14 protein-coding genes are annotated in these 19,959 nt (G+C 66.7%); 5 read left to right on the plus strand and 9 right to left on the minus strand.

The annotated features are described in order from the left end of the window. Positions 1-322 precede the first annotated feature (322 nt). The 5 genes from urtD to F624_RS35805 form a co-directional block, all read right to left on the minus strand. Complete coding sequence (gene urtD / locus F624_RS0113245; protein ID WP_019574794.1) at positions 323-1,204, minus strand: urea ABC transporter ATP-binding protein UrtD; 882 nt, start codon at positions 1,202-1,204, stop codon at positions 323-325. Further along, complete coding sequence (urtC, locus tag F624_RS0113250) at positions 1,201-2,334, minus strand: urea ABC transporter permease subunit UrtC (RefSeq protein WP_031254938.1); 1,134 nt, start codon at positions 2,332-2,334, stop codon at positions 1,201-1,203. Before urtC ends, urtD begins: the two co-directional genes overlap by 4 nt. Before the next feature lie 16 nt (positions 2,335-2,350). Beyond that, positions 2,351-3,937 (minus strand): urea ABC transporter permease subunit UrtB, encoded by a 1,587-nt coding sequence (urtB, locus tag F624_RS0113255; protein ID WP_031254940.1) that lies wholly within the window; start codon positions 3,935-3,937, stop codon positions 2,351-2,353. Positions 3,938-4,092: 155 nt separating this feature from the next. Further along, positions 4,093-5,358: an urea ABC transporter substrate-binding protein gene (urtA, locus tag F624_RS0113260; protein WP_019574797.1), complete on the minus strand. Its 1,266-nt coding sequence runs from the start codon at positions 5,356-5,358 to the stop codon at positions 4,093-4,095. A gap of 291 nt (positions 5,359-5,649) precedes the next feature. Then, positions 5,650-6,063, minus strand: a complete 414-nt coding sequence (locus tag F624_RS35805; protein WP_245573632.1) for a hypothetical protein — start codon at positions 6,061-6,063, stop codon at positions 5,650-5,652. A gap of 33 nt (positions 6,064-6,096) precedes the next feature. On the opposite strand from F624_RS35805, the gene F624_RS0113265 reads away from it, so the two are divergent. Further along, the gene (locus F624_RS0113265; RefSeq protein WP_245573633.1) at positions 6,097-8,697 is read left to right on the plus strand and encodes an EAL domain-containing protein; all 2,601 of its coding nucleotides are present in this window, start codon (positions 6,097-6,099) and stop codon (positions 8,695-8,697) included. Here F624_RS0113265 and F624_RS0113270 read toward each other — a convergent pair. Then, positions 8,665-9,465 carry an N-acyl amino acid synthase FeeM domain-containing protein gene (locus F624_RS0113270; RefSeq protein ID WP_019574799.1) on the minus strand — a complete coding sequence of 267 codons (801 nt, stop codon included), beginning with the start codon at positions 9,463-9,465 and terminating at the stop codon, positions 8,665-8,667. The genes F624_RS0113265 and F624_RS0113270 overlap by 33 nt on opposite strands. Positions 9,466-9,755: 290 nt before the next feature. Here F624_RS0113270 and F624_RS0113275 point away from each other — a divergent pair, with 290 nt between their 5' ends. Continuing rightward, positions 9,756-11,027 (plus strand): Glu/Leu/Phe/Val family dehydrogenase, encoded by a 1,272-nt coding sequence (locus F624_RS0113275; RefSeq protein WP_019574800.1) that lies wholly within the window; start codon positions 9,756-9,758, stop codon positions 11,025-11,027. Positions 11,028-11,096: 69 nt separating this feature from the next. On the opposite strand, the gene F624_RS0113280 is transcribed toward F624_RS0113275, so the two are convergent. Further along, complete coding sequence (locus F624_RS0113280; RefSeq protein WP_019574801.1) at positions 11,097-11,855, minus strand: Crp/Fnr family transcriptional regulator; 759 nt, start codon at positions 11,853-11,855, stop codon at positions 11,097-11,099. A 248-nt stretch (positions 11,856-12,103) separates the two neighbouring features. Here F624_RS0113280 and F624_RS0113285 point away from each other — a divergent pair, with 248 nt between their 5' ends. Continuing rightward, positions 12,104-13,177 (plus strand): Bug family tripartite tricarboxylate transporter substrate binding protein, encoded by a 1,074-nt coding sequence (locus tag F624_RS0113285; RefSeq protein ID WP_084679505.1) that lies wholly within the window; start codon positions 12,104-12,106, stop codon positions 13,175-13,177. A 29-nt stretch (positions 13,178-13,206) separates the two neighbouring features. Here the strand turns inward: F624_RS0113285 and F624_RS0113290 are convergent, their stop codons facing one another. Together F624_RS0113290 and F624_RS0113295 are read right to left on the minus strand one after the other, a co-directional pair. Further along, complete coding sequence (locus F624_RS0113290) at positions 13,207-14,202, minus strand: response regulator transcription factor (protein ID WP_019574803.1); 996 nt, start codon at positions 14,200-14,202, stop codon at positions 13,207-13,209. Further along, the gene (locus F624_RS0113295) at positions 14,199-17,801 is read right to left on the minus strand and encodes a hybrid sensor histidine kinase/response regulator (protein ID WP_051107395.1); all 3,603 of its coding nucleotides are present in this window, start codon (positions 17,799-17,801) and stop codon (positions 14,199-14,201) included. Before F624_RS0113295 ends, F624_RS0113290 begins: the two co-directional genes overlap by 4 nt. Before the next feature lie 228 nt (positions 17,802-18,029). Here F624_RS0113295 and F624_RS0113300 point away from each other — a divergent pair, with 228 nt between their 5' ends. Both F624_RS0113300 and F624_RS0113305 read left to right on the plus strand, forming a co-directional pair. Then, a complete protein-coding gene (locus F624_RS0113300; RefSeq protein WP_019574805.1) occupies positions 18,030-18,386 on the plus strand; it encodes a hypothetical protein in 357 nt (118 codons plus the stop codon). 161 nt (positions 18,387-18,547) lie between these two features. Next, positions 18,548-19,948, plus strand: coding sequence for a TolC family protein (locus tag F624_RS0113305; RefSeq protein WP_019574806.1), 1,401 nt, complete (start codon positions 18,548-18,550; stop codon positions 19,946-19,948). The last annotated feature ends 11 nt before the right edge of the window (positions 19,949-19,959 follow it).

Here is a 19,959-nt window from a genome sequence, read left to right on the forward strand (position 1 = left end):
AGCGAGTTTAGCGGGGACCCCCCTGGCGCGAGCAGCGCAGGGAACCACGAAGTGGCCCTGACTTCGGGTCGCCTTTTCTTTGGCTACTTTCTTTTGGCGAAGCAAAAGAAAGTGGCTCGGCCGCCGGGACGAACCCCCGGCCTCCGCCCTCAACCAAAGAGCAGAACGATCAGAGCGAAGCGGCAACAAAGAGCCCACAACGAGTGGACAAAGCAAGGCATCCATTTGCTGCCCGACTGGAGACGTCACAGCGTCCGTCATCCACTGACCAGCAGAGGCTTCAGTGCGAAGCGAAGGGCAGACGCCAAACATCAACACGCCCTCACCTCCCAAGGTAAACCTCAATCACCCGCTCATCCGCCTGCACCTGGTCCAGCGTGCCCTGCGCCAACACCGACCCATCACACAACACCGTCACGATGTCGGAAATGGTCCGGATGAAGCTCATGTCATGCTCCACCACCATCAGCGAATGCTTGCCCTTCAGCGTCAGGAACAGCTCGGCCGTGCGGGCCGTCTCTTCATCGGTCATGCCAGCCACGGGCTCGTCGAGCAGCAGCAGCTTGGGGTCCTGCATCAGCAGCATGCCGATCTCCAGCCATTGCTTCTGGCCGTGGCTCAGGTTGCCCGAGAGCCGCGACACCGCATCGGCCAGGTGGATGGTGTGCAGCACCTCGGCCAGGCGGTCTTTCTGGGCCGAGTCGAGCTTGAAGAACATCGAGGCGCGCACGCCCTTGTGCGTCTTCAGCGCCAGCTCCAGGTTCTCGAACACCGTCAGGTGCTCGAACACCGTGGGCTTCTGGAACTTGCGCCCGATGCCCAGCTGGGCGATCTCGGCCTCGCGGTAACGCAGCAGGTCGATGGTGCTGCCGAAGAACACCTTGCCCTCGTCGGGCCGGGTCTTGCCGGTGATGATGTCCATCATCGTCGTCTTGCCCGCACCGTTGGGGCCGATGATGCAGCGCAGCTCGCCCGGGGCGATGTCCAGCGACAGCTTGTTGATGGCCTTGAAGCCGTCAAAGCTCACGCTCACGTCCTCCAGGTACAGGATGCGGCCGTGGCTCACATCCACCTCACCGGGCACCATCACGCGGCCGAAGCCGGCCGTGCGGCCCCCCGATTCGGTGTTGTTCTTGCCGCTTTCGAGTGCGGCCATGCGGGCCTCGACGCGGCGCGCGCCCTGCTCCAACAGATCTGGCGTCATTTGCCGCCCCCTTCACGAATCTTCTTCACCAGGCCCACCACACCGTGCGGCAGGTACAGGGTCACCGCAATGAACAGCGCCCCCAGGAAATACAGCCAGAACTCGGGCGCCGTCACGGTCAGCCAGCTCTTGGCGCCGTTGACGATGAAGGCCCCGATCACCGGCCCGATCAAGGTGGCACGCCCGCCCACCGCGGCCCACACGGCCATCTCGATCGAGGCCGCGGTGCTCATCTCGCTGGGGTTGATGATGCCCACCTGGGGCACGTACAAGGCCCCGGCCACGCCGCACATCACGGCCGACAGCGTCCAGATGGTGAGCTTGTAGGGCAGCGGGTTGTAGCCCGAGAACATGACCCGGCTCTCGGCGTCACGGATCGCCTGCAGCACGCGGCCGAACTTGCTGCGGATCAGCCAGCGCGCCATCAGGAAGAAGCCCAGCAGCGTGAGCCCGGTCAGCACGAACAGCGTCATGCGCATGCTGGGGGTGGCGATGGGCAGGCCGAGGATGCGCTTGAAATCGGTGAAGCCGTTGTTGCCACCAAAGCCGGTCTCGTTGCGGAAGAACAGCAGCATGGCCGCGAAGGTCATGGCCTGGGTGATGATCGAGAAGTACACGCCCTTGATGCGCGAGCGGAAGGCGAAGAAGCCGAACACCAGTGCCACCAGGCCGGGCACGAGCACGATCAGCAGCAGTGTGGCCACAAAGCTGTCGGACAGCGCCCAGTGCCAGGGCAGCGCCTTCCAGTCGAGGAACACCATGAAGTCGGGCAGGTCGCTCTTGTAGTTGCCATCGCGGCCGATCTGGCGCATCAGGTACATGCCCATCACATAGCCGCCCAGGGCGAAGAACAGGCCATGCCCCAGGCTCAGGATGCCGGTGTAGCCCCAGATCAGGTCCATGGCCAGGGCCACGATGGCGTAGCACATGATCTTGCCGATGAGGGCCACGGCGTAGTCGCTGAGGTGCAGGGCGCTGTCGACCGGCACCAGCAGGTTGAGCGCCGGCGCCACCGCGCAGACCACGATCAGGGCCAGCAGAAAGGCGCCCCAACCGGCACCGGACAGCAAAGGCGCTGGCGGCGGCAGGGTGAACGATGACGGGGAGGAAGTGCGTGAAGAGTGGGTCATGGAGTGCGCTCCTGGTTCAGGCTTCGGCGGAGCGGCCCTTCATCGCGAAGATGCCTTGCGGGCGCTTCTGGATGAAGACGATGATGAACACCAGCACCGCGATCTTGGCCAGCACGGCCCCGGCGATGCCCTCGAGGAACTTGTTCAGGATGCCCAGGCCCAGCGCGGCATACACCGTGCCGGCCAACTGCCCCACCCCGCCCAGCACCACCACCATGAACGAGTCCACGATGTAGCCCTGGCCCAGGTCGGGGCCCACATTGCCCACCTGGCTGAGGGCGCAGCCGGCCAGCCCGGCAATGCCCGAGCCCAGCGCGAAGGCGTAGGTGTCGATGCGGGCGGTGTTGACGCCCATGCAGGATGCGATCGGGCGGTTCTGCGTGACGCCGCGCACAAACAGGCCCAGGCGGGTCTTGCCGATCAGGAAGGCCATGGCCAGCAGCACGGCGGCGGCAAAGGCGATGATGATGATGCGGTTCCAGGGCAGTTGCAGATTGCCCATGAGCACCACGCCGCCACTCATCCAGCTGGGGTTTTCCACGCCCACGTTCTGGGCGCCGAAGACCGAGCGCACCAGCTGCATCAGCATCAGGCTGATGCCCCAGGTGGCCAGCAGGGTCTCCAGCGGGCGGCCATACAGGAAGCGCAGCACGCTGCGCTCGAGCACAGCCCCCATCAGGGCCGAGGCGGCAAACGACACCGGCACGGCGGCCAGCAGGTACCAGTCGAAGGCGCCGGGCAGGTACTTCTGGAACAGGCCCTGCACCACATAGGTGGCGTAGGCGCCGATCATCATCAGCTCGCCGTGGGCCATGTTGATCACGCCCATCAGCCCGTAGGTGATGGCCAGGCCCAGGGCCACCAGCAGCAGGATGGAGCCCAGGCTGATGCCCGAGAACAGCGCACCCAGGCGGTCGCTCCAGACCAGCGAGGCCTCGATCTTCTGCAGCGAGACCTGGATCACGCCTTTGACTTCGGGGTCGGTCTCGTCTTTCAGGCGCTCCACCAGCACGGTCTTGGTGTTGGCGTTGTGGCTGTCGCCCAGCAGGCGGGCGGCCTCCAGGCGCTTGGCCCGGTCGCTGCTGCCCAGCAGGATGCGGGCACGCACCAGCGTGAGTTGGTCCTTCAGGCTGGCCACGCTCTCGCCGGCCAGCGCTTTTTCAATCAGGGGCAGGCGGGCCTCGTCGGTTTCCGCCTCCAGGGTCTTGAGGGCCTCACGGCGCAGCTTCTCGTCGGGCGAGAGCAGCTTGAGGCCGGCCAGCGCGGCATCGAGCTCGGCGCGCATGCGGTTGTTGTTGATGACGTCTTCGGCATCGTCGGGCACCGCGCTCTCGGTGCCGGTGGCGGGGTCGATGCCCTTGCCATCACGCACCAGCCAGACCTGCACCGACTTGTCGCCGGCCTTGATCTTGACGGCGTCGTCGGCCAGGGCCTGGATCAGGGCCACGGTCTTGTCGTCGGGGTTGGCCGTGGCCTTGGCCAGGGCTTCGATGCGGGCGTCGGTGTCGCCGGCGGCCAGGGCCTGGGCCAGTGCGGGCTCCAGGGCATGGGCCTGGAGGCTGGTCAGCACGGCGGCAAGTAAGAGGAGAAATCGGGTCAGCATGGCGCCTCGGCAATCAGGATCGGGCGCCGCACGCAGCCACGTGGCCGGCGCGGCGCCCAGGGGACCTGCAAGGCGGGTTGCAGGTCGGTCGAAACGAGGTGGGTGGTCCACCCCGCATCAGGCCTCAGAGCGTGTTCAAGCTCTCAGAGAGGCGCTCACTTCTTTTCAGGTTCGTCGGCCTTCTTGTCGTTGCCTTCGATGTAGGGGCTCCAGGGCTTGGCCTTGACCGGGCCCGGGGTCTTCCAGACCACGTTGAACTGGCCATCGGCCTTCACTTCGCCGATGAACACCGACTTGTGCAGGTGATGGTTCTTCTCGTCCATCTTGGACACGATGCCACTCGAGGCCTTGAAGGTCTGGCCGGCCATGGCGGCGATCACCTTGTCCACATCGGTGCTCTTGGCCTTCTCGACGGCCTGCTTCCACATGTTGATGCCGATGTAGGTGGCTTCCATCGGGTCGTTGGTCAGCGGCTTGTCCTTGTGGCCGGCCACGTTGTGGGCCTTGGCGTAGGCGCTCCACTTCTTGATGAACTCGTCGTTGGTCGGGTTCTTGATCGACATGAAGTAGTTCCAGGCAGCCAGGTGGCCCACCAGCGGCTTGGTGTCCACACCGCGCAGCTCTTCTTCACCCACCGAGAAAGCCACCACCGGCACGTCCTTGGCCTTCAGGCCGGCGTTGCCCAGTTCCTTGTAGAAAGGCACGTTGGAGTCGCCGTTGATGGTGGACACCACAGCGGTCTTGCCGCCTTGGCTGAACTTCTTGATGTCGGCCACGATGGTCTGGTAGTCGGAGTGGCCGAAGGGGGTGTACTTCTCGTCGATGTCCGATTCCTTCACGCCCTTGCTCTTCAGGTAGGCGCGCAGGATCTTGTTGGTGGTGCGGGGGTACACATAGTCGGTGCCCAGCAGCACCCAGCGCTTGGCGCCGCCACCGTCCTTGCTCATCAGGTAATCGACCGCAGGGATGGCCTGCTGGTTGGGCGCGGCACCGGTGTAGAACACGTTCTTGCTCAGCTCTTCGCCTTCGTACTGCACCGGGTAGAACAGCAGGCCGTTGAGTTCTTCCACCACCGGCAGCACCGACTTGCGGCTCACCGAGGTCCAGCAGCCGAAGATCACGGCCACCTTGTCCTGGGTCAGCAGCTGCTTGGTCTTCTCGGCAAACAGCGGCCAGTTGGAGGCCGGATCCACCACCACGGGCTCGAGCTTCTTGCCCAGCACGCCGCCCTTGGCGTTGATTTCTTCAATCGCCATCAGCACGGTGTCTTTCAACACGGTTTCGGAAATGGCCATGGTGCCCGACAGGCTGTGCAGCACGCCGACCTTGATGGTGTCTTCGGCGGCGTGGGCCGGGATGGCGCTGATGCCCGCCAGCGCGACGGCGGCGGTGAGGGCCTTGAGGGTGAAGCGACGTTGCATGAGGGGACTCCGGTTGAGGTTGGATCGTTGCGTCACTGCGGCGGAGGCCAGAGAAATCAGTGACGACGGAAGTGATCGTAGGAACCGGGGGCCGATGCGGAAATACGCCGGGTGGCGTATGCGCAGCCACAAGACCGAAACGGGTCTGCCCTGGCCACATGAAAGCAGCGTGGCGCCAGCCCAACAACTTCCCCCCTGAAATCGCAGCTTGAGCCTCATCAAAGTTGCCGTCTGTCGAACTGATGGCGTCCAAACACTTCATAATGTTTCTAGCCGTTTTTGCCAGATTCATCAGTAAAGCTTGTCCCGAGCGATCCCCACCGCCCCACTACTTCTCAAGCGATCCATGCGCTGCCAGCAACCGTGACCACCACTGCATTCCAGCGACTCGATCGGTGGATCTTCCGGGGCCTTTTCGGCTTCTCGGCTTACCTGTTGCCGGCCGCAATGACCCTGTTTTCCTTCTGGGCGATGATGCTCTGGCCCTCCGCACACCCAGAGGTCGAGAGTCACAGGATGGCCTTCAGGGCCCTGCTGCAGGAGCCTCCCTCGGCAGACCCACTGAAAGCCGACCGCCAGTTGGAAAAGGCGCCCAGCTTTGAGTTCTTTGATACCAGACTCTCCGAAAGTCCAGTCTGGTTCCAGTTCAGCCTGCACCGAAAAGAAAATGAGAAAAATGAAACCATTGAGTTTCCATCTCGCCATTTGATAAGCCTGGCCTGCTGGGACCGCCTTGACATGAGATCGGTCGGGCAAGCCACGCGTGAGCAGTTTCAAGGCGATCTGACCGCCTCCCGCAGGGGTTTTGCCTATCCGGTGCCCGAGGGCAGGACCGATCTCGAACTGACCTGCCAGGCGCACTTCATCGGGCCCGCCCGGCTGACGGTGGAGTATTGGAAGGACGCCGACTTGGTCATGGCCGCCAGGTCCTACGAGCGCAACTCAGGCTTGCTCGACGGGGGCCTCATCGTGCTGTCGGTGTTCGTCCTGATCACGGCATTGATCAACCGCAACAGCACCTACCTGTTGTTTGCCGTCTGGCTGACCATCAATCTCCGCATGGCGGCCTTGTCGGCTGGCTGGGACACACAGTGGCTAGACATGACCATCCCCGCGGAGTGGATCCAGCGGGTCAGGCTGATCACGGTGGCACTGATCTATGTGGTCACGGTCACCCTGTACAAAAGCCTGTTCAAAGAACACCTGCAGGAGGTCGACGGGTCATGGCTGATGCGATTCACGCAATGGTCGTGTCCACCGGTCCTCGTGTGCTCGCTGTTCATGGGCTTTCCGACCTTTCTGCCGATGCTCTGGGTCTGCGCCACCATCACCTGTGCAACGCTGGTGTTCTACCTGCTCAGAATCCTGCTGTCCACGCGGTCCACGGTGGCTGCCTGGTACGGGGCCTCGATCGCGGTGATGCTGGCGTCCAGCCTGTACGAGGTCATTGCCGCGGCCTTGGGCTACAAATCCCTGATCGGGTCGGTCAACAGCGTCACGGCAGCCCTGTCGTCCAGCCTGCTGGCCTCGCTGGCCATCGCGGCCCAGATGCGCGACGAGCACACCAGCCGGCTGCAGGCTCAGGCCAAGCTGCAACAGACCTATGAGGCCATTCCCATCGGCCTGTTCACGCTGGACAGCCACGGCGCCTTTCTGAGCGCCAACCCGACGCTGATCGCAGCCCTGGGTCCAGCAGTGCTGGCGCCAGGCAGCAACCGTTGGGACCAGTACTTCGGCCCGGACTCCTGGTTGCGCCTGCAACACATGCTCAACGCCCGGGTGAATGCCGAGATCGAGGTCCAGAACACCCGTGACCGCCGCAGTGAGAGCGCCAGCAAATTCCTGGTCAAGGCGACTCTGGCCGGCGAGCACATCGAAGGCTCGCTGGAGGACATCACCGAGCGCTCCCGTGCCACCGCCCACCTTCAGTTTCTGGCGCATCACGACGCCCTGACCAAGGCATTGAACCGAACCGCCATCCAGGATGTGCTGGAAGAGGCCGTCTGGAATACGCGGCCGGGCGCATCGCTGGCGCTCGCCTACCTGGACCTGGACCGCTTCAAGCTGATCAACCACCTGTACGGGCATGCGGCCGGCGACGAGGTCTTGCGCCAGGTGGTCGGCCGCGTCACCCACCTGCTGTCAAGCGAGATGTCCATCGGCCGCGTCGGCGGCGACGAATTCCTGGTCACCATGCCGCAGACGCGCATCGCACACGCCACCCTGCTGTGCCAGGGCATCATCAACAGCATCAGCAGCCGCCCCTACAAGGTGGGCGACCGCAGCTTCCATGTACGAGGCTCCATCGGCCTGATCGAGGTCCGGCCCGGTACCGAATCGAAGGATGCGATCTCGACCGCTGACCGCGCCTGCCGTGACGCCAAGGCCAGCCATGGCAACCACCTGGTGGTCTTCGAGAAGAACTCGCCCCTGTTCCAGGAGCACGAGGCGGAGATGCGCCTGGTGGAGCAGCTCTCGGCCACGGGGGAGGCGCCAGAAGGCCTGTTCCTGGAAATGCAGCCCATCATGTCGCTGGAAGCGCCTTTCAAATCGCTGAATTTTGAAGTCCTGCTCAGGATGCGCGACAGCAAGGGGCAACTGATACCCACCTCGCGCCTGATCTCCGCGGCCGAGTTCAGTGGCCGCATGGGTGTGATCGACCGGTGGGTGCTCTCACAGACCCTGAGCTGGATCGAGGCCAACCAGGGACGCCTGACGCAGACCCTGTTCGTCTGCATGAACCTCAGCGGTGCCTCACTCAATGACGAACGCTTTGTGCAGGAGGTTTTCCAGATGCTTCAGCGGCATGCGGCCATTGTCAACAGCCTGTGCCTGGAGATCACCGAAAGCGTTGCCCTGCACGATCTGGAAAACACCCGGCGCTTTGTCGACCGGGTGCGAAGCCTCGGCGCCAAGGTGGCGCTGGACGATTTCGGGGCCGGCTATACCTCGTTCTCGTACCTGCGGGACCTGCCAGCCGATCTGCTGAAGATCGATGGCAACTTCATCGTCAACATGAACCAGCACCCGGCCAACGTGGCCATCGTCGAAGCCATTGTCAGCCTGGCGCGCAACCTCGGGATGAAGACCATCGCCGAGTGGGCCGAAGACCCGGCCACGGTGCAGACGCTGGCCGACATCGGCGTGGACTACGTGCAGGGCTTCATCGTCTCGAAATCGCGCGATCCGAACGACATGCTGCAAGGAGACGCTTCCGCCGACTTCATCCAGGACGAAGACTTGAAGGCCCTGGTCGCGGGCCTGGAGGAACAGCGCCGCCTGCAACCCGGCCTGAGCCCTTCTGGCTCACTGGGCCGCAAGGTGAACCTCGACACCTGAGCGCCGTGCAGACAACGGCTGCATGGCTTGCGTGACGGAGCCTTCTGCCTGTTCGATCTCAATGTCCGGATGACGGGTGTGGAAGAAGAAGTCGTACAGAGGATGCTGGGAAGCACGCCACAGGGGCTCCACATCAGCCACCTTCAGAGACATCACCCGGTGGGGCAGATTGCCCGCGTGTTTCAGCGGCACGCAGCCCAGTTCGGGAAAGACATCTGAAAACAGCAGACGCTTGTACTGGCGGTCAATCGGCGGGCGGCCCGCAATCACCATCCAGTCCACCTGAGACTGCACACAGTACAGGTAGAAGGCCTTGAAGAGCACGGTCTTGACCAGGTGACCAGCCACCCCATCCTTGATGCCCAGGCGCACGGCCTCAGCCAGGCGGCGCCGGTGCAGCCATTCAGGCAAGCGAACCGACTGCTCCAAGGGCAGCGCATCGTTTCGGTTGGTCTGGATGCGCATGGTGCCCAGCGGCGAGCCATCGAGCCGCGACTCGGCCAGCAAGACCACCGCGTCCGAGTTGAAATCGGACAATTCGGGCTGCTTCAGTTGCTCCGCAAACACCGGCAGGTGCCGCGCATAGGCGGCGTGGCGCACCGACACGGCCTTGGCCAGTTCGTCTTCCGTACGCACCAGCCGCACCGTGAAGGGCAGATGTTGTACCGACATCGACGCCGCCCCTTCGGGCACTTGGCCGATACCGGCAACCCGAGGGTCGGGAACGATGATGTCCGAAACGGGAAACGAGCTCATCACTGCAGCCATGTAGGCCTCCTGTGGGAATGGGTGTGGGTGGGAGAGAAAACGCTCGCATCCACTCTAGAGTGGAAGCTCTACTTGCAAGCCCGCGAAAACGGCTATGAAACCGTCCCAATTCAGGAGGCGAACAAAATTGACAGAAGTCAAAATGCCGTCGCCATTGCGTCTCGCGCATAACCCTCTGCACATCCGGCATGAACGGCGCGGCATAACCCGCTTCACGGCATGCATAACCCTTGGCGGGCCACCGACCCCAGGCGTACCGTAGAGGCTCTGTTCACCCAAGCGAGACCCGCATGAATCAGCCCCTCTCCTACGTCCACCCCACCGCCAACAGCCCCTGGGGAACCTACATCTCCCAAGTCGACCGCGTGCTGCCCTACCTGGGCCCGCTGGCTCGCTGGTCAGAAACCCTGAAGCGCCCCAAGCGCGCCCTGATCGTGGATGTACCGATCGAGATGGACGACGGGCGCATTGCCCACTTCGAGGGCTACCGTGTGCAGCACAACCTGTCGCGCGGCCCGGGCAAGGGCGGCGTGCGCTTCCACCCCGATGTGACGCTGGAAGAAGTGATGGCCCTGTCGGCCTGGATGACCGTGAAGTGCGCGGCCGTCAACCTGCCCTATGGCGGCGCCAAGGGCGGCATCCGTGTCGACCCCAAGCGGCTGTCGCAGCAAGAGCTTGAAAAAGTCACCCGCCGCTACACCAGCGAGATCGGCGTGATCATCGGCCCGCAGCAGGACATCCCGGCCCCCGACGTGAACACCAACGCCCAGATCATGGCCTGGATGATGGACACCTACTCGATGAACACCGGCACCACCGCCACCGGCGTGGTCACGGGCAAGCCCATCCACCTGGGTGGCTCGCTGGGCCGGGTCAAGGCCACCGGCCGCGGCGTGTTCGTCACCGGTCGCGAAGCCGCCCGCCGCCTGGGCCTGAACCTGCAGGGTGCACGCGTTGCCGTGCAGGGCTTTGGCAACGTGGGCTCGGTGGCCGCTGAGCTGTTTGCCGAAGCGGGCGCCAAGATCGTGGCGGTGCAGGACCACACCGGCACCATCTACAACCCCAACGGCCTGAACCTGGAGCAGCTCCTGCCCCAGTCCCGCGCCAAAGGTGTGGCTGGCTTTGCGGGTGGCGAAGCGATTGCCGACGAAGAGTTCTGGGATCTGCCGGTGGACATCCTGATCCCGGCCGCCCTGGAAGGCCAGATCACCGCGGCCCGCGCCCAGCGCCTCAAGGCCCGCCTGGTGCTCGAAGGCGCCAACGGCCCCACCGTGCCCGAGGCCGATGACATCCTGGCCAGCCGGGGCGTGCTGGTGGTGCCCGACGTGATCTGCAACGCTGGCGGCGTGACCGTGAGCTACTTCGAGTGGGTGCAGGATTTCTCCAGCTTCTTCTGGGACGAGGACGAGATCAACCAGCGCCTGGACCGCATCATGGGCCATGCCCTGCAGCAGATCTGGGACACGGCCGATCGCCACAAGATCACGCTGCGCACCGCCACCTTTGCCGTGGCCTGCGAGCGCATCCTGACGGCCCGCCAGGAACGCGGCCTCTACCCCTGATCGTCCTGATCGCCCTGACCTGCCCCGGCAGCGCCGGGGCAGCCCTTGCGCCAGCGGGGGGGGGCTTGCTCAAGGTGACCCAGCCATCACCTGCAAGCGCTCCAGGTCCTTGATGACGATGCGGTTGTAGGTAGCCTCCAGCACGCCCTGCGCGATCAACTCGCCCATTTCGCGGTTGATGGTCTGGCGCGACACCCCCAGCATGGCCGCCAGGTCGTGCTGCGACAGGCGCACCCGCAGGGCCAGGCCCTCGGGCTCCGAATTGCCATAAAAGGCGGCCAGGCGCAGCAGCGTCACCACCAGCCGCTGCGGAATGCCCCCCAGGGCCCGTTCATGCAGGGTGGCCAGGCTGTAACGCTGTCTTTGCAGCGCCAGGCGGGCCACCTCGCGCCACAGCGACGGCTGGCTGCCCAGCACCTCCAGCACCACCTCACAGCTCAGGTGCACGATGACCGAAGCCTCATGGGCGTGGTAGTCGTAAGGCAGCGGCACGTCCTCCAGCAAACGCACCAAGGGTGCAATGTGGCCCGGCCCCAGCAGGCCATGCACGAACTTGCGCCCCTCGGCATCGACACACCCCACCTCCAGGCAACCCGACACCACGCACAGCAGTTCGCGCGCCTGGCGGTCGTGGGCCAGCACCTGGGTGCGCCGGCCATAGCGCCGCAGACGGGCCTGGGCGGCCAGCCGGGCCCGAACCTCCTCGGGCCAGGGGCCGAACAATTCGTTCCAGCGCAAGGCCCGGTTGATCAGGCCGCCATCCGTGACCGCGGTGGCGGCGACAGGGAGGTCATCGGGCCACGAGGGGACCGAATCAGAAAAGGTCATGAGCTACTTTCGGGCGCCACAGACGGAGCACTGTCGGCGCGCTGACAGATTTGAGTGGCGTGACTTTTGATCATAGGTTCCGCATCCGGTGGCCCAGGCGCTGCCGGACCCTCGGCCCCCCTGACGGCTTGTCTCCGAGGACGAAGCAGCCCCCCTCGCAGGCTGCCCGAGACCCCCTCGGGCGGCCGGTCGGCCCGCGCCTGCTCCAGCAACCGACAAGCCCACCCGACCGTCAAAAAATCAAACCCATGCCTTTGCCCCTCGGCCCTCATTTCGACCGCCCGAATGCGGTCACACGCCCCTCACTGAAAGCACGCAGACCGGCTGCAAATGGCCCTGGTCATGCCCTGGCACACGGCCTGGCGGTGCTGCTGGGGTTCTGCGCCGGCCTGGTGCCGGCTGACCAGGTCGCGTCGGCCGCGCCCTACCCGCAACGCCCGGTGACCGTGGTGGTGCCGGCCAGCCCGGGCGGCGGCACCGATGCCGTGGCCCGCGTGGTGGCCGATGCCCTGAGCCGGGCCCTGGGCCAGCCCTTTGTGGTGCAGAACCAGCCCGGCGCCAATGGCCTGCTGGGCAATGCCTGGGTGGCGCGCGCACAGCCCGACGGTTACCGGTTGCTGTTCACCTACGCGGCCACCCTGATGGTGAACCCCTTGCTCTACCGCCATCCCGGCTACGACCCGCTGCGAGACTTTGAACCGGTGGCCCAGTTCGGGCGGGGCGGCACGCTGCTGCTGGTGTCGACCCGACTGCCCGTGCACACGCTGGACGAATTCGTGCGCTACGCCCGCAGGCGACCGAACCAGCTCAGCTACTGCTCCTGGGGCCAGGGTTCGGGTGGGCACCTGGCCATGGCCAGCCTGCTGCAGGATGCCCGCCTGGACCTGGTGCACGTGCCCTACAAAAGCAGCGCGGCCTGCGTCAACGACCTGCTGGGTGGCCAGGTGGGAGCGGCCTTCGCAGACGCCACGCTGGCCCTGGCGCTGGTGCGCGAAGGCCGGCTGCGCGCCCTGGCCCTGAGTGCGGAAGAACGCCTGCCCGCCTTGCCCCAGGTGCCCACCATGAACGAGTCGGGCTACCCGTTCACGGCCTATTCATGGATGGGCCTGTTCGCACCGGCCGGCACACCGGCGGGCATCGTCAAGCAACTCAACACGGTGCTGAACCAGTGCTTGCAGCAGCCCGGGGTGCGCCAGCGCCTGGCCGCCTTGCAGCTGACCGAACTGCCGGCCATCACCCCGGCGCAATTCAAGGCCACGCTGGAACAGGACATGGCCGAATGGGCCCGCGTGGTCCACAAGCTGGGCCTGCAGCCCGAGTGAGCCGGGGCGGGCCGGCCCGACCCGGCCCTTCAGCCCTCGAACTGCGGGTGCAATTGGCGGATGCGGTTCATGGCCATGCCGGCCGCTGCGGTGCGGGTTTCCACGCCGAGCTTGGCGTACACCCGCTCCAGGTGTTTTTTCACGGTGGCCGGGCTGGCGCCCAGGATGTCGCCAATGTCGCGGTTGATCTTGCCCTTGACCACCCAGTACAACACCTCGGCCTCGCGCGCGGTGAGCTTGAAGCTCAGGCTCATGGCCTCGATCACCGCATCGTCCGACACCTCCTGCATCACGATCAGCCAGTCGCCACCGCCCTCGCTGTCGCCGGTCTGCTGGTGCAGCCGGAAGGTGAGGCGGCGCGCGCCCTGGTCGTGGTTGAGCCGGGGCGGCTCGATGCTGGCCTGGGCGTCGGGCAGGTGGCGGCGCAACCAGCTCACCACCGGCTCAGGCGTCACCGGTGCTGCGGTGCCGAAGTAGCGCATCAGCAGATCGCGCGCCAGCGGGGTCTGCCACATCAAGCGGCCATCGCTCACGCGCACGGTGATGCTGGCATAGCCGAAGGCATCGAGCGCGTTGCGGGCCTGGCCGGCCTGCCGGGCTGCCTGGCGCGCCTGGCGGGCGCCCTGCAGGTGCACGCTCATGCGGGCCAGCACCTCCTTGGGCTTGATGGGCTTGGTCACGTAGTCCACGCCGCCACTCTCCAGCGCGGCCACCAGGTGCTCGGTCTCGGTCAGCCCGGTCATGAAGATGATGGGGATGTGCGCGGTGCGGGGCTCGGCCTTGAGGCGGCGCGCCACTTCAAAGCCATCCATGCCCGGCATCATGGCGTCGAGCAGCACCACATCGGGCAAGGCCTGGCTGGCGCGCTGCAGGGCGGCTTCGCCCGAGGTGGCCACCAGCACGGTGTAGCCCGACTCGTCCAGCGCGTCGTGCAGCATGGCCAGGTTGTCGGGCACGTCGTCCACCACCAGCACCACATCGCTGTTGGCCCGGTCCAGGGTCTGATCGTAAGAAGGCGCGTTCATGGCGGAGAGCTCGGGCGGGCAGGGTCGGAAGCAGAAGACTGCGATTGTGCCGTGATGGCTTCGGCCAGCGCCTCGAACTGGAACCCCCGCGCCAGCGGGCGCAAGCCCTCCACCCAATCCGCACAGGCGGGCTCGTGGCGCTCGATGTCGGCCAGCGCGTTCATCACACCGCGGTAGTAGCCCAGCGTCACCGCCTCCAGCAACACCTTCAGGCGGGGCGCGGTCGGGCGGGCGCCGGCGTCGAGCGGCGGCTGGGGCAGCGGCTCTGGCTTCGTGGCCATCAGGGCGGGGGCCACCCGCTCAGGGGCTTCAGCAGCCGGCTGGGCCTGGCCGGGCCCCTGCCACACCAGGCCCAGCCGGCGCTCCAGCCAGTCCAGCAGCTCGCTGTGGCGCACGGGCTTGACCAGAAAATCTTCCGGCGCGATGCCCACGTCGTTCTCCAGGCCCTTGTCGAAGGCATTGGCCGACACGATGGCCACCTGGGCCCGGCTGTGGCCCGCGGCGCGCAGGCGGCGCACGGTCTCCCAGCCATCGATGCCGGGCATGGCCAGGTCCATGAACACCGCGTCGGGCGCGTAACCGGCGGCCAGCAGGTCCAGCGCATCGTGGCCGCTGGCGGCGGTGCGCAGCTCGAAGCCCAGGGGTTGCAGCAACTGCACCAGCAGCTCGCGGTCGGGCTCTTCGTTGTCCACCACCAGCAGGCGCCGCCGTGGCCCCAGGTAACCGCTGCGCTGCGCTGCGGCAGGGGCCTGGGCCGGGGGGTGTTGCAGGGCACTGTCGTGCACCTCGGGCAGGAACAGCCGCACCCGGAACACCGAGCCCTGGCCAGGCGTGCTGTCCACCGACAACTCGCCGCCCATGAGGTCGGTCAGCATCTTGGCGATCGTCAGGCCCAGGCCGGCCCCGCCCGAGCCGGCGCTGGCGGTGGTGCCGCGCGCAAAGGGCTCGAAGATGCGCTGCAGCTCGGCGGCGGTCATGCCCGGGCCGGTGTCGTGCACCTCCAGCGTGGCCATTTCGCGACCATGGCGCACCCGGAAGCTGACCTGGCCACGCGCCGTGAACTTGATCGCATTGCCCAGCAGGTTGATCAGGATCTGGCGCAGACGCTTTTCGTCGGCGCGCACCACCTCGGGCAACTCGCCCAAGGCCTCGAACTGAAAACGCAGGCCCTTGGCCGCGGCCTGCAGCTCGAACAGGCCGGCCACATCGTGCACGAAGTCGGCGAAGCGCATGGGGCGCACCTCCAGCGTCATCTTGCCGGACTCGATGCGCGCCACATCCAGCGTGCCCTCGATCAGGGTCAGCAGGTGCTCGCCGCCGCGCCGGATCACATTCACCGCCTGTTTGCGATGCGGCGGCACCCCGGGGTCTTCGCCCATCAGCTGGGCATAGCCCAGGATGCTGTTGAGCGGCGTGCGAAGCTCATGGCTGATGGCGCTGATGTAGCGGCTCTTGGCCTGGTTGGCCTGGTCCGCCTGCTGGCGGGCCCGCTCGGCCACCTGGCGTGCGGTCTGCAGGGCCTCGTCGGTCTGGCGGTGCAGCTCGATTTCGCGCATCAGCAGCCGGGTCTGGCGGTTGGATTCTTCCTGCGCCACCTGCCGGCTCTTGTGCGCCAGCACCAGCCACCAGGCCACGATGCCGGCGATCACCAGCATGGCCATGTAGGCCTTCAAAAAGCCGGTGCGCAGCGACAACTGGCCCAGCGGCTCAAGGGGCAGCATGCCGCCCAGGGTGCGCAGCTCCTGGTGGTAGAGCAGGCCGAACACCGTGGCCAGCAGGGGCACGATGATCAGCATCAGCAACAGAAAATGCCCCAGCCCGGTGTCCAGATAGGGCCAGATGCGGCGCGGCAGCAGCCAGCGCAAGGCCCCCGACCACTGGGCCGACAGGCTGGCGTGGGGCTTGCACAGATCGCCGCAGCGCGCATCCAGCGTGCAGCACAGCGAGCAGATCGGCCCGCGGTAGGCCGGGCAATGGGCCATGTCGGGGGCCTCGTACTCGCTCTCGCAGATCACGCAGCGGCGCAAGGCGGTGCTGGGGTCGGCGCCGGCCACGGGCGGGGCCTCGCTGTGCCGGGCGATGTAGTAACGCCCCCCGGTCAGCCAGGCCAGCAACGGTGAGGTGAGCATGGCCGTGCCCAGCGCGATCAGGGCCGAGAAGGCCTGGGCCAGCGGCCCGAACAGCCCCAGGTGGGCGCTCACCGACAGGGCCGAAGCCAGGGCCATGGCCCCCACCCCGACCGGGTTGATGTCGTACAGGTGGGCCCGCTTGAACTCGATGCCCGGCGGGCTCAGGCCCAGGGGCTTGTTGATCACCAGATCGGCCACCACCGTCATCATCCAGGCGATGGCGATGTTCGAGTACAGGCCCAGCACATCGCCCAGGGCCTCGAACACATTCATCTCCATCAGCATGAAGGCGATCAGGGTGTTGAACACCACCCAGACCACGCGCCCCGGGTGGCTGTGGGTGACGCGCGAGAAGAAGTTCGACCAGGCCAGCGAGCCCGCATAGGCGTTGGTGACATTGATCTTGAGCTGCGACAGCACCACGAAGATGGCCGTGGCCGCCACCGCCCAGCCATAGCGCGGAAACACATACTCATAAGCGGCCAGGTACATCTGGTTGGGGTCCACTGCCCGGTCGGGCGGCACCATGTGGGTGAGGGCCAGGTAGGCCAGCAGGGCCCCGCCCAGCATCTTGGCCACGCCCACCAGCACCCAGCCGGGCCCCCCGGCCAGCACGCCGGCCCACCACCGCCCCGGGTGCGCGGGGTCGGGTCGGGGCATGAAGCGCAGGTAGTCGGCCTGCTCGCCCATCTGGGTGATCAGTGCAATGCCCACGGTCGATGCCGCACCAAACAGGTGCAGATCAAAACCCGCAAAATCCCGCCCCTCACCACCGTAGTGCGTGATGCCGGCAAACGCACCAGGATCGCGCAGCAGCACGGCCACAAAAGGCACCACCAGCATCACGATCCACAGCGGCTGCGTCCAGACCTGCAGACGGCTGATCACCGACACCCCGTGCGTCACCAGCGGAATCACCACCAGCGCGCACACCAGGTAGCCCCAGGACGGCGGGATGCCCAGCGCCAGCTCCAGCGCATAGGCCATGACGGCCGCCTCGAGTGCAAAGAAGATGAAGGTGAACGAGGCATAGATCAGCGAGGTCAGCGTCGAGCCGATGTAGCCGAAGCCCGCGCCCCGGGTCAGCAGGTCCATGTCCACGCCGTAGCGCGCCGCGTAAACGCTGATGGGCAGGCCGGCCAGAAAGATCACCAGCCCCGTGGCCAGAATGGCCCATAAGGCATTCTCGAAGCCGTACTGCACCAGCAGGGTGGCACCCACTGCCTCGAGGATCAGGAACGACGCGGCCCCGAAGGCCGTGTTGGCCACCCGGAAGATCGACCAGCGCCGAAAGCGCTGCGGTGCAAAGCGCAGCGCGTAGTCCTCCAGCGTCTCGCGCACCACCCAGCTGTTGTAGTCGCGGCGGATCTTGACCACCTGCTGAGGCGCCCCGGCGTCGCCACCCGCGGGGGTGTCGGCGTCTGGCTCGGTCGATGCGGCCGGCCCTGGCGTTGTCTCGGATGCCCTCATGCGTGCTGATCTCCTTGGTCTGGTCGGCTGGCAGGCCGCGGTTGCGGCCCAGGGCCCCTGCGGTGCCCCAGAGCGGTGCAGCATTCATGCCATGCGCCCAGCAGGGCGCTCGGCGCCACGATTGTTTCGAAGTTTCCAGGTTTTTTTGCATCGAACGGGAACTTGTGCGCTGCAGCGAACACAATCGAGGCTGTCAACACGCCAGACACCCACCCAACCCCTTCCACCATGCGTCTGCTCCTGCTTTGCCTGCTCTCAGTGCTGCTGCTCGGCTCGACCCTGCTGCGAGGCGAGAGCGCAGCCTGGGCCGGCGAGCCCGAGCTGCTGCAAGGGGATGTGCTGCTGGTGACCTCGCCCTGCGAGGTGCTGGCCGACGAGCCCGACACCCTGGACGAAGAACTGCGCACCGCCGTGCGCCTGTACCAGCCCCCGGTCACCAACGACGACCGCACCGAAATGTTCTGGGCCCCCGAAGAGCCCCAACTCGATACGCCACGCCACACCAGCGCCCCCGCGCCCTTCTCGGTGCGGCTGAGCAGCGTCTGCCCCCGGCCCTTGCTGCGCCCGCCGCGCCTGCTGGCCTGAGGCCCGCGCCCGCCTGACGGCCCGGCGCAACCCTCCCCCCCTCGATTGATCTCGCCTGCCGATCCGGCCCCTGTTTGAAACGGGTGCCGGCCCCGCGACGCCTGAGCGCGTTGCGCACGCACGGCCCCCGCATCTCTTCACGGCCTTGTGCCGCCCCTGCCATGCACGTTTCTGATTCATCCCTGCCCCGTCGCCTGCCCAGACTGGTGCTGCTCACCGCTGCCCTGGCGCTGGGCGGCGTCACGCCCAGCCTGGTCCAGGCCCAGGCCCAGGCAACACCCCAATCCACCCAGCGCACCGACGAGATCCCGGTCATGGGCCTGGAACAACTGACCCGCCTGGTGCTGCAACACAACCCCGAACTGCTGGCCGCCCTGCAGGCACGGCAGACCGCTGCGGCCGGCGTGACCAGCGCCAGCGCCCTGCCCAACCCCCGGCTGGAGGTGAGCGGCGGCCACAACAGCGCCCGACTGCCCTCGGCCAACCCAGGCCAGGTGCAGACCTGGGCGGTGTCGCAGCTGATCGAGAACCCGGCCCTGCGCAGCGCCCGCCAGGACGCCGCCCGGGCCGGCGTGAGAGGCAGCGCAGAACAGGCCGAGATCACGCGCCAGACCTTGATTGCCCAGGTGCAGCTGCGCGCCTACGAGGCCCTGCTGCGCCAGGCCGAAGCCGCCAGCGCCAGCGAATCGCTGGCCTTGCTGGAGCAGGTGCGCGAGCGGGTGCGCCTGCGGGTGGACAGCGGCGAGGCCCCGCGCTACGAAATCATCAAGGCCGATGCCGAAATCATCAACGCCCGCCAGCGCCAGCAAAGCGCGGCCCTGCAGGCCGAACAGGCCCTGCTGAGCCTGAACCGCCTGGCCGCCGGCCAGTTGCCCAAGCGCTGGCGGCTGCAGGCCTCGCTGGACGATGCGCCGGCACTGCCCGGCCTGAGCGCGCTGCGCGCCCAGGCCGATGAGCGCAACCCCGAGCTGCGCGCGCTGCAGGCCGAGATCCAGCGCGCCCAGGCCCGGCTGGCCGAGGCCCGCGCCAGCCGCTGGCCCGGCCTGGAGCTGCGCTACAGCCAGACGCGCGACCCCGAAATCCGCCAGAACCAGCTCGGGGTGAGCGTGCAGATCCCGCTGCTGGACACACGCAGCGGCCCCCGTGCCGAGGCCGAATCCGAGCTGCTGCGCCTGCAGGGCCGCCTGGACGGGCGCCGCGCCGAGCTGGGCCAGCAGGTGCTGCTGGCCTGGAAATCCCTGGAGCTGGCCCGTGGCCGCACCGAGGCCCTGAGCCAGGGCGCCGTGCGCGAGGCCGAGGCCGCCCTGCGCGTGGCCCAGGCCGCCTACCGCTATGGCGAGCGCGGCATCCTTGATGTGCTGGACGCCCAGCGCGTGCTGCGCAGCGTGCGTGCCGACCTGCTGGATGCGCGCTACCAGCAGCAGGTGGCGCGCATCGAGCTCGAACTGCTGGCCGGCCGCCACGGCGAGGCCGAGCTCCTTGCCCCCAACCCCGCCAACCCCGCCAACCCCGCCACCCCTGCCACGCCGGCCACCCCGGCCTCGGCCACCCAGCAGCCCTGAGGCCCCACACC

Origin of the sequence: Curvibacter lanceolatus ATCC 14669, assembly GCF_000381265.1 — a bacterium.
GTDB lineage: Bacteria > Pseudomonadota > Gammaproteobacteria > Burkholderiales > Burkholderiaceae_C > Curvibacter > Curvibacter lanceolatus.

Bases quoted from the DNA above. Each gene is read 5' to 3' on its own strand.
- urtD (WP_019574794.1), bottom strand. From the start codon at position 1,204: ATGACGCCAGATCTGTTGGAGCAGGGCGCGCGCCGCGTCGAGGCCCGC.
- urtC (WP_031254938.1), bottom strand. From the start codon at position 2,334: ATGACCCACTCTTCACGCACTTCCTCCCCGTCATCGTTCACCCTGCCG.
- urtB (WP_031254940.1), bottom strand. From the start codon at position 3,937: ATGCTGACCCGATTTCTCCTCTTACTTGCCGCCGTGCTGACCAGCCTC.
- urtA (WP_019574797.1), bottom strand. From the start codon at position 5,358: ATGCAACGTCGCTTCACCCTCAAGGCCCTCACCGCCGCCGTCGCGCTG.
- F624_RS35805 (WP_245573632.1), bottom strand. From the start codon at position 6,063: ATGGCGAGATGGAAACTCAATGGTTTCATTTTTCTCATTTTCTTTTCG.
- F624_RS0113265 (WP_245573633.1), top strand. From the start codon at position 6,097: ATGAGATCGGTCGGGCAAGCCACGCGTGAGCAGTTTCAAGGCGATCTG.
- F624_RS0113270 (WP_019574799.1), bottom strand. From the start codon at position 9,465: ATGGCTGCAGTGATGAGCTCGTTTCCCGTTTCGGACATCATCGTTCCC.
- F624_RS0113275 (WP_019574800.1), top strand. From the start codon at position 9,756: ATGAATCAGCCCCTCTCCTACGTCCACCCCACCGCCAACAGCCCCTGG.
- F624_RS0113280 (WP_019574801.1), bottom strand. From the start codon at position 11,855: ATGACCTTTTCTGATTCGGTCCCCTCGTGGCCCGATGACCTCCCTGTC.
- F624_RS0113285 (WP_084679505.1), top strand. From the start codon at position 12,104: ATGCCTTTGCCCCTCGGCCCTCATTTCGACCGCCCGAATGCGGTCACA.
- F624_RS0113290 (WP_019574803.1), bottom strand. From the start codon at position 14,202: ATGAACGCGCCTTCTTACGATCAGACCCTGGACCGGGCCAACAGCGAT.
- F624_RS0113295 (WP_051107395.1), bottom strand. From the start codon at position 17,801: ATGAGGGCATCCGAGACAACGCCAGGGCCGGCCGCATCGACCGAGCCA.
- F624_RS0113300 (WP_019574805.1), top strand. From the start codon at position 18,030: ATGCGTCTGCTCCTGCTTTGCCTGCTCTCAGTGCTGCTGCTCGGCTCG.
- F624_RS0113305 (WP_019574806.1), top strand. From the start codon at position 18,548: ATGCACGTTTCTGATTCATCCCTGCCCCGTCGCCTGCCCAGACTGGTG.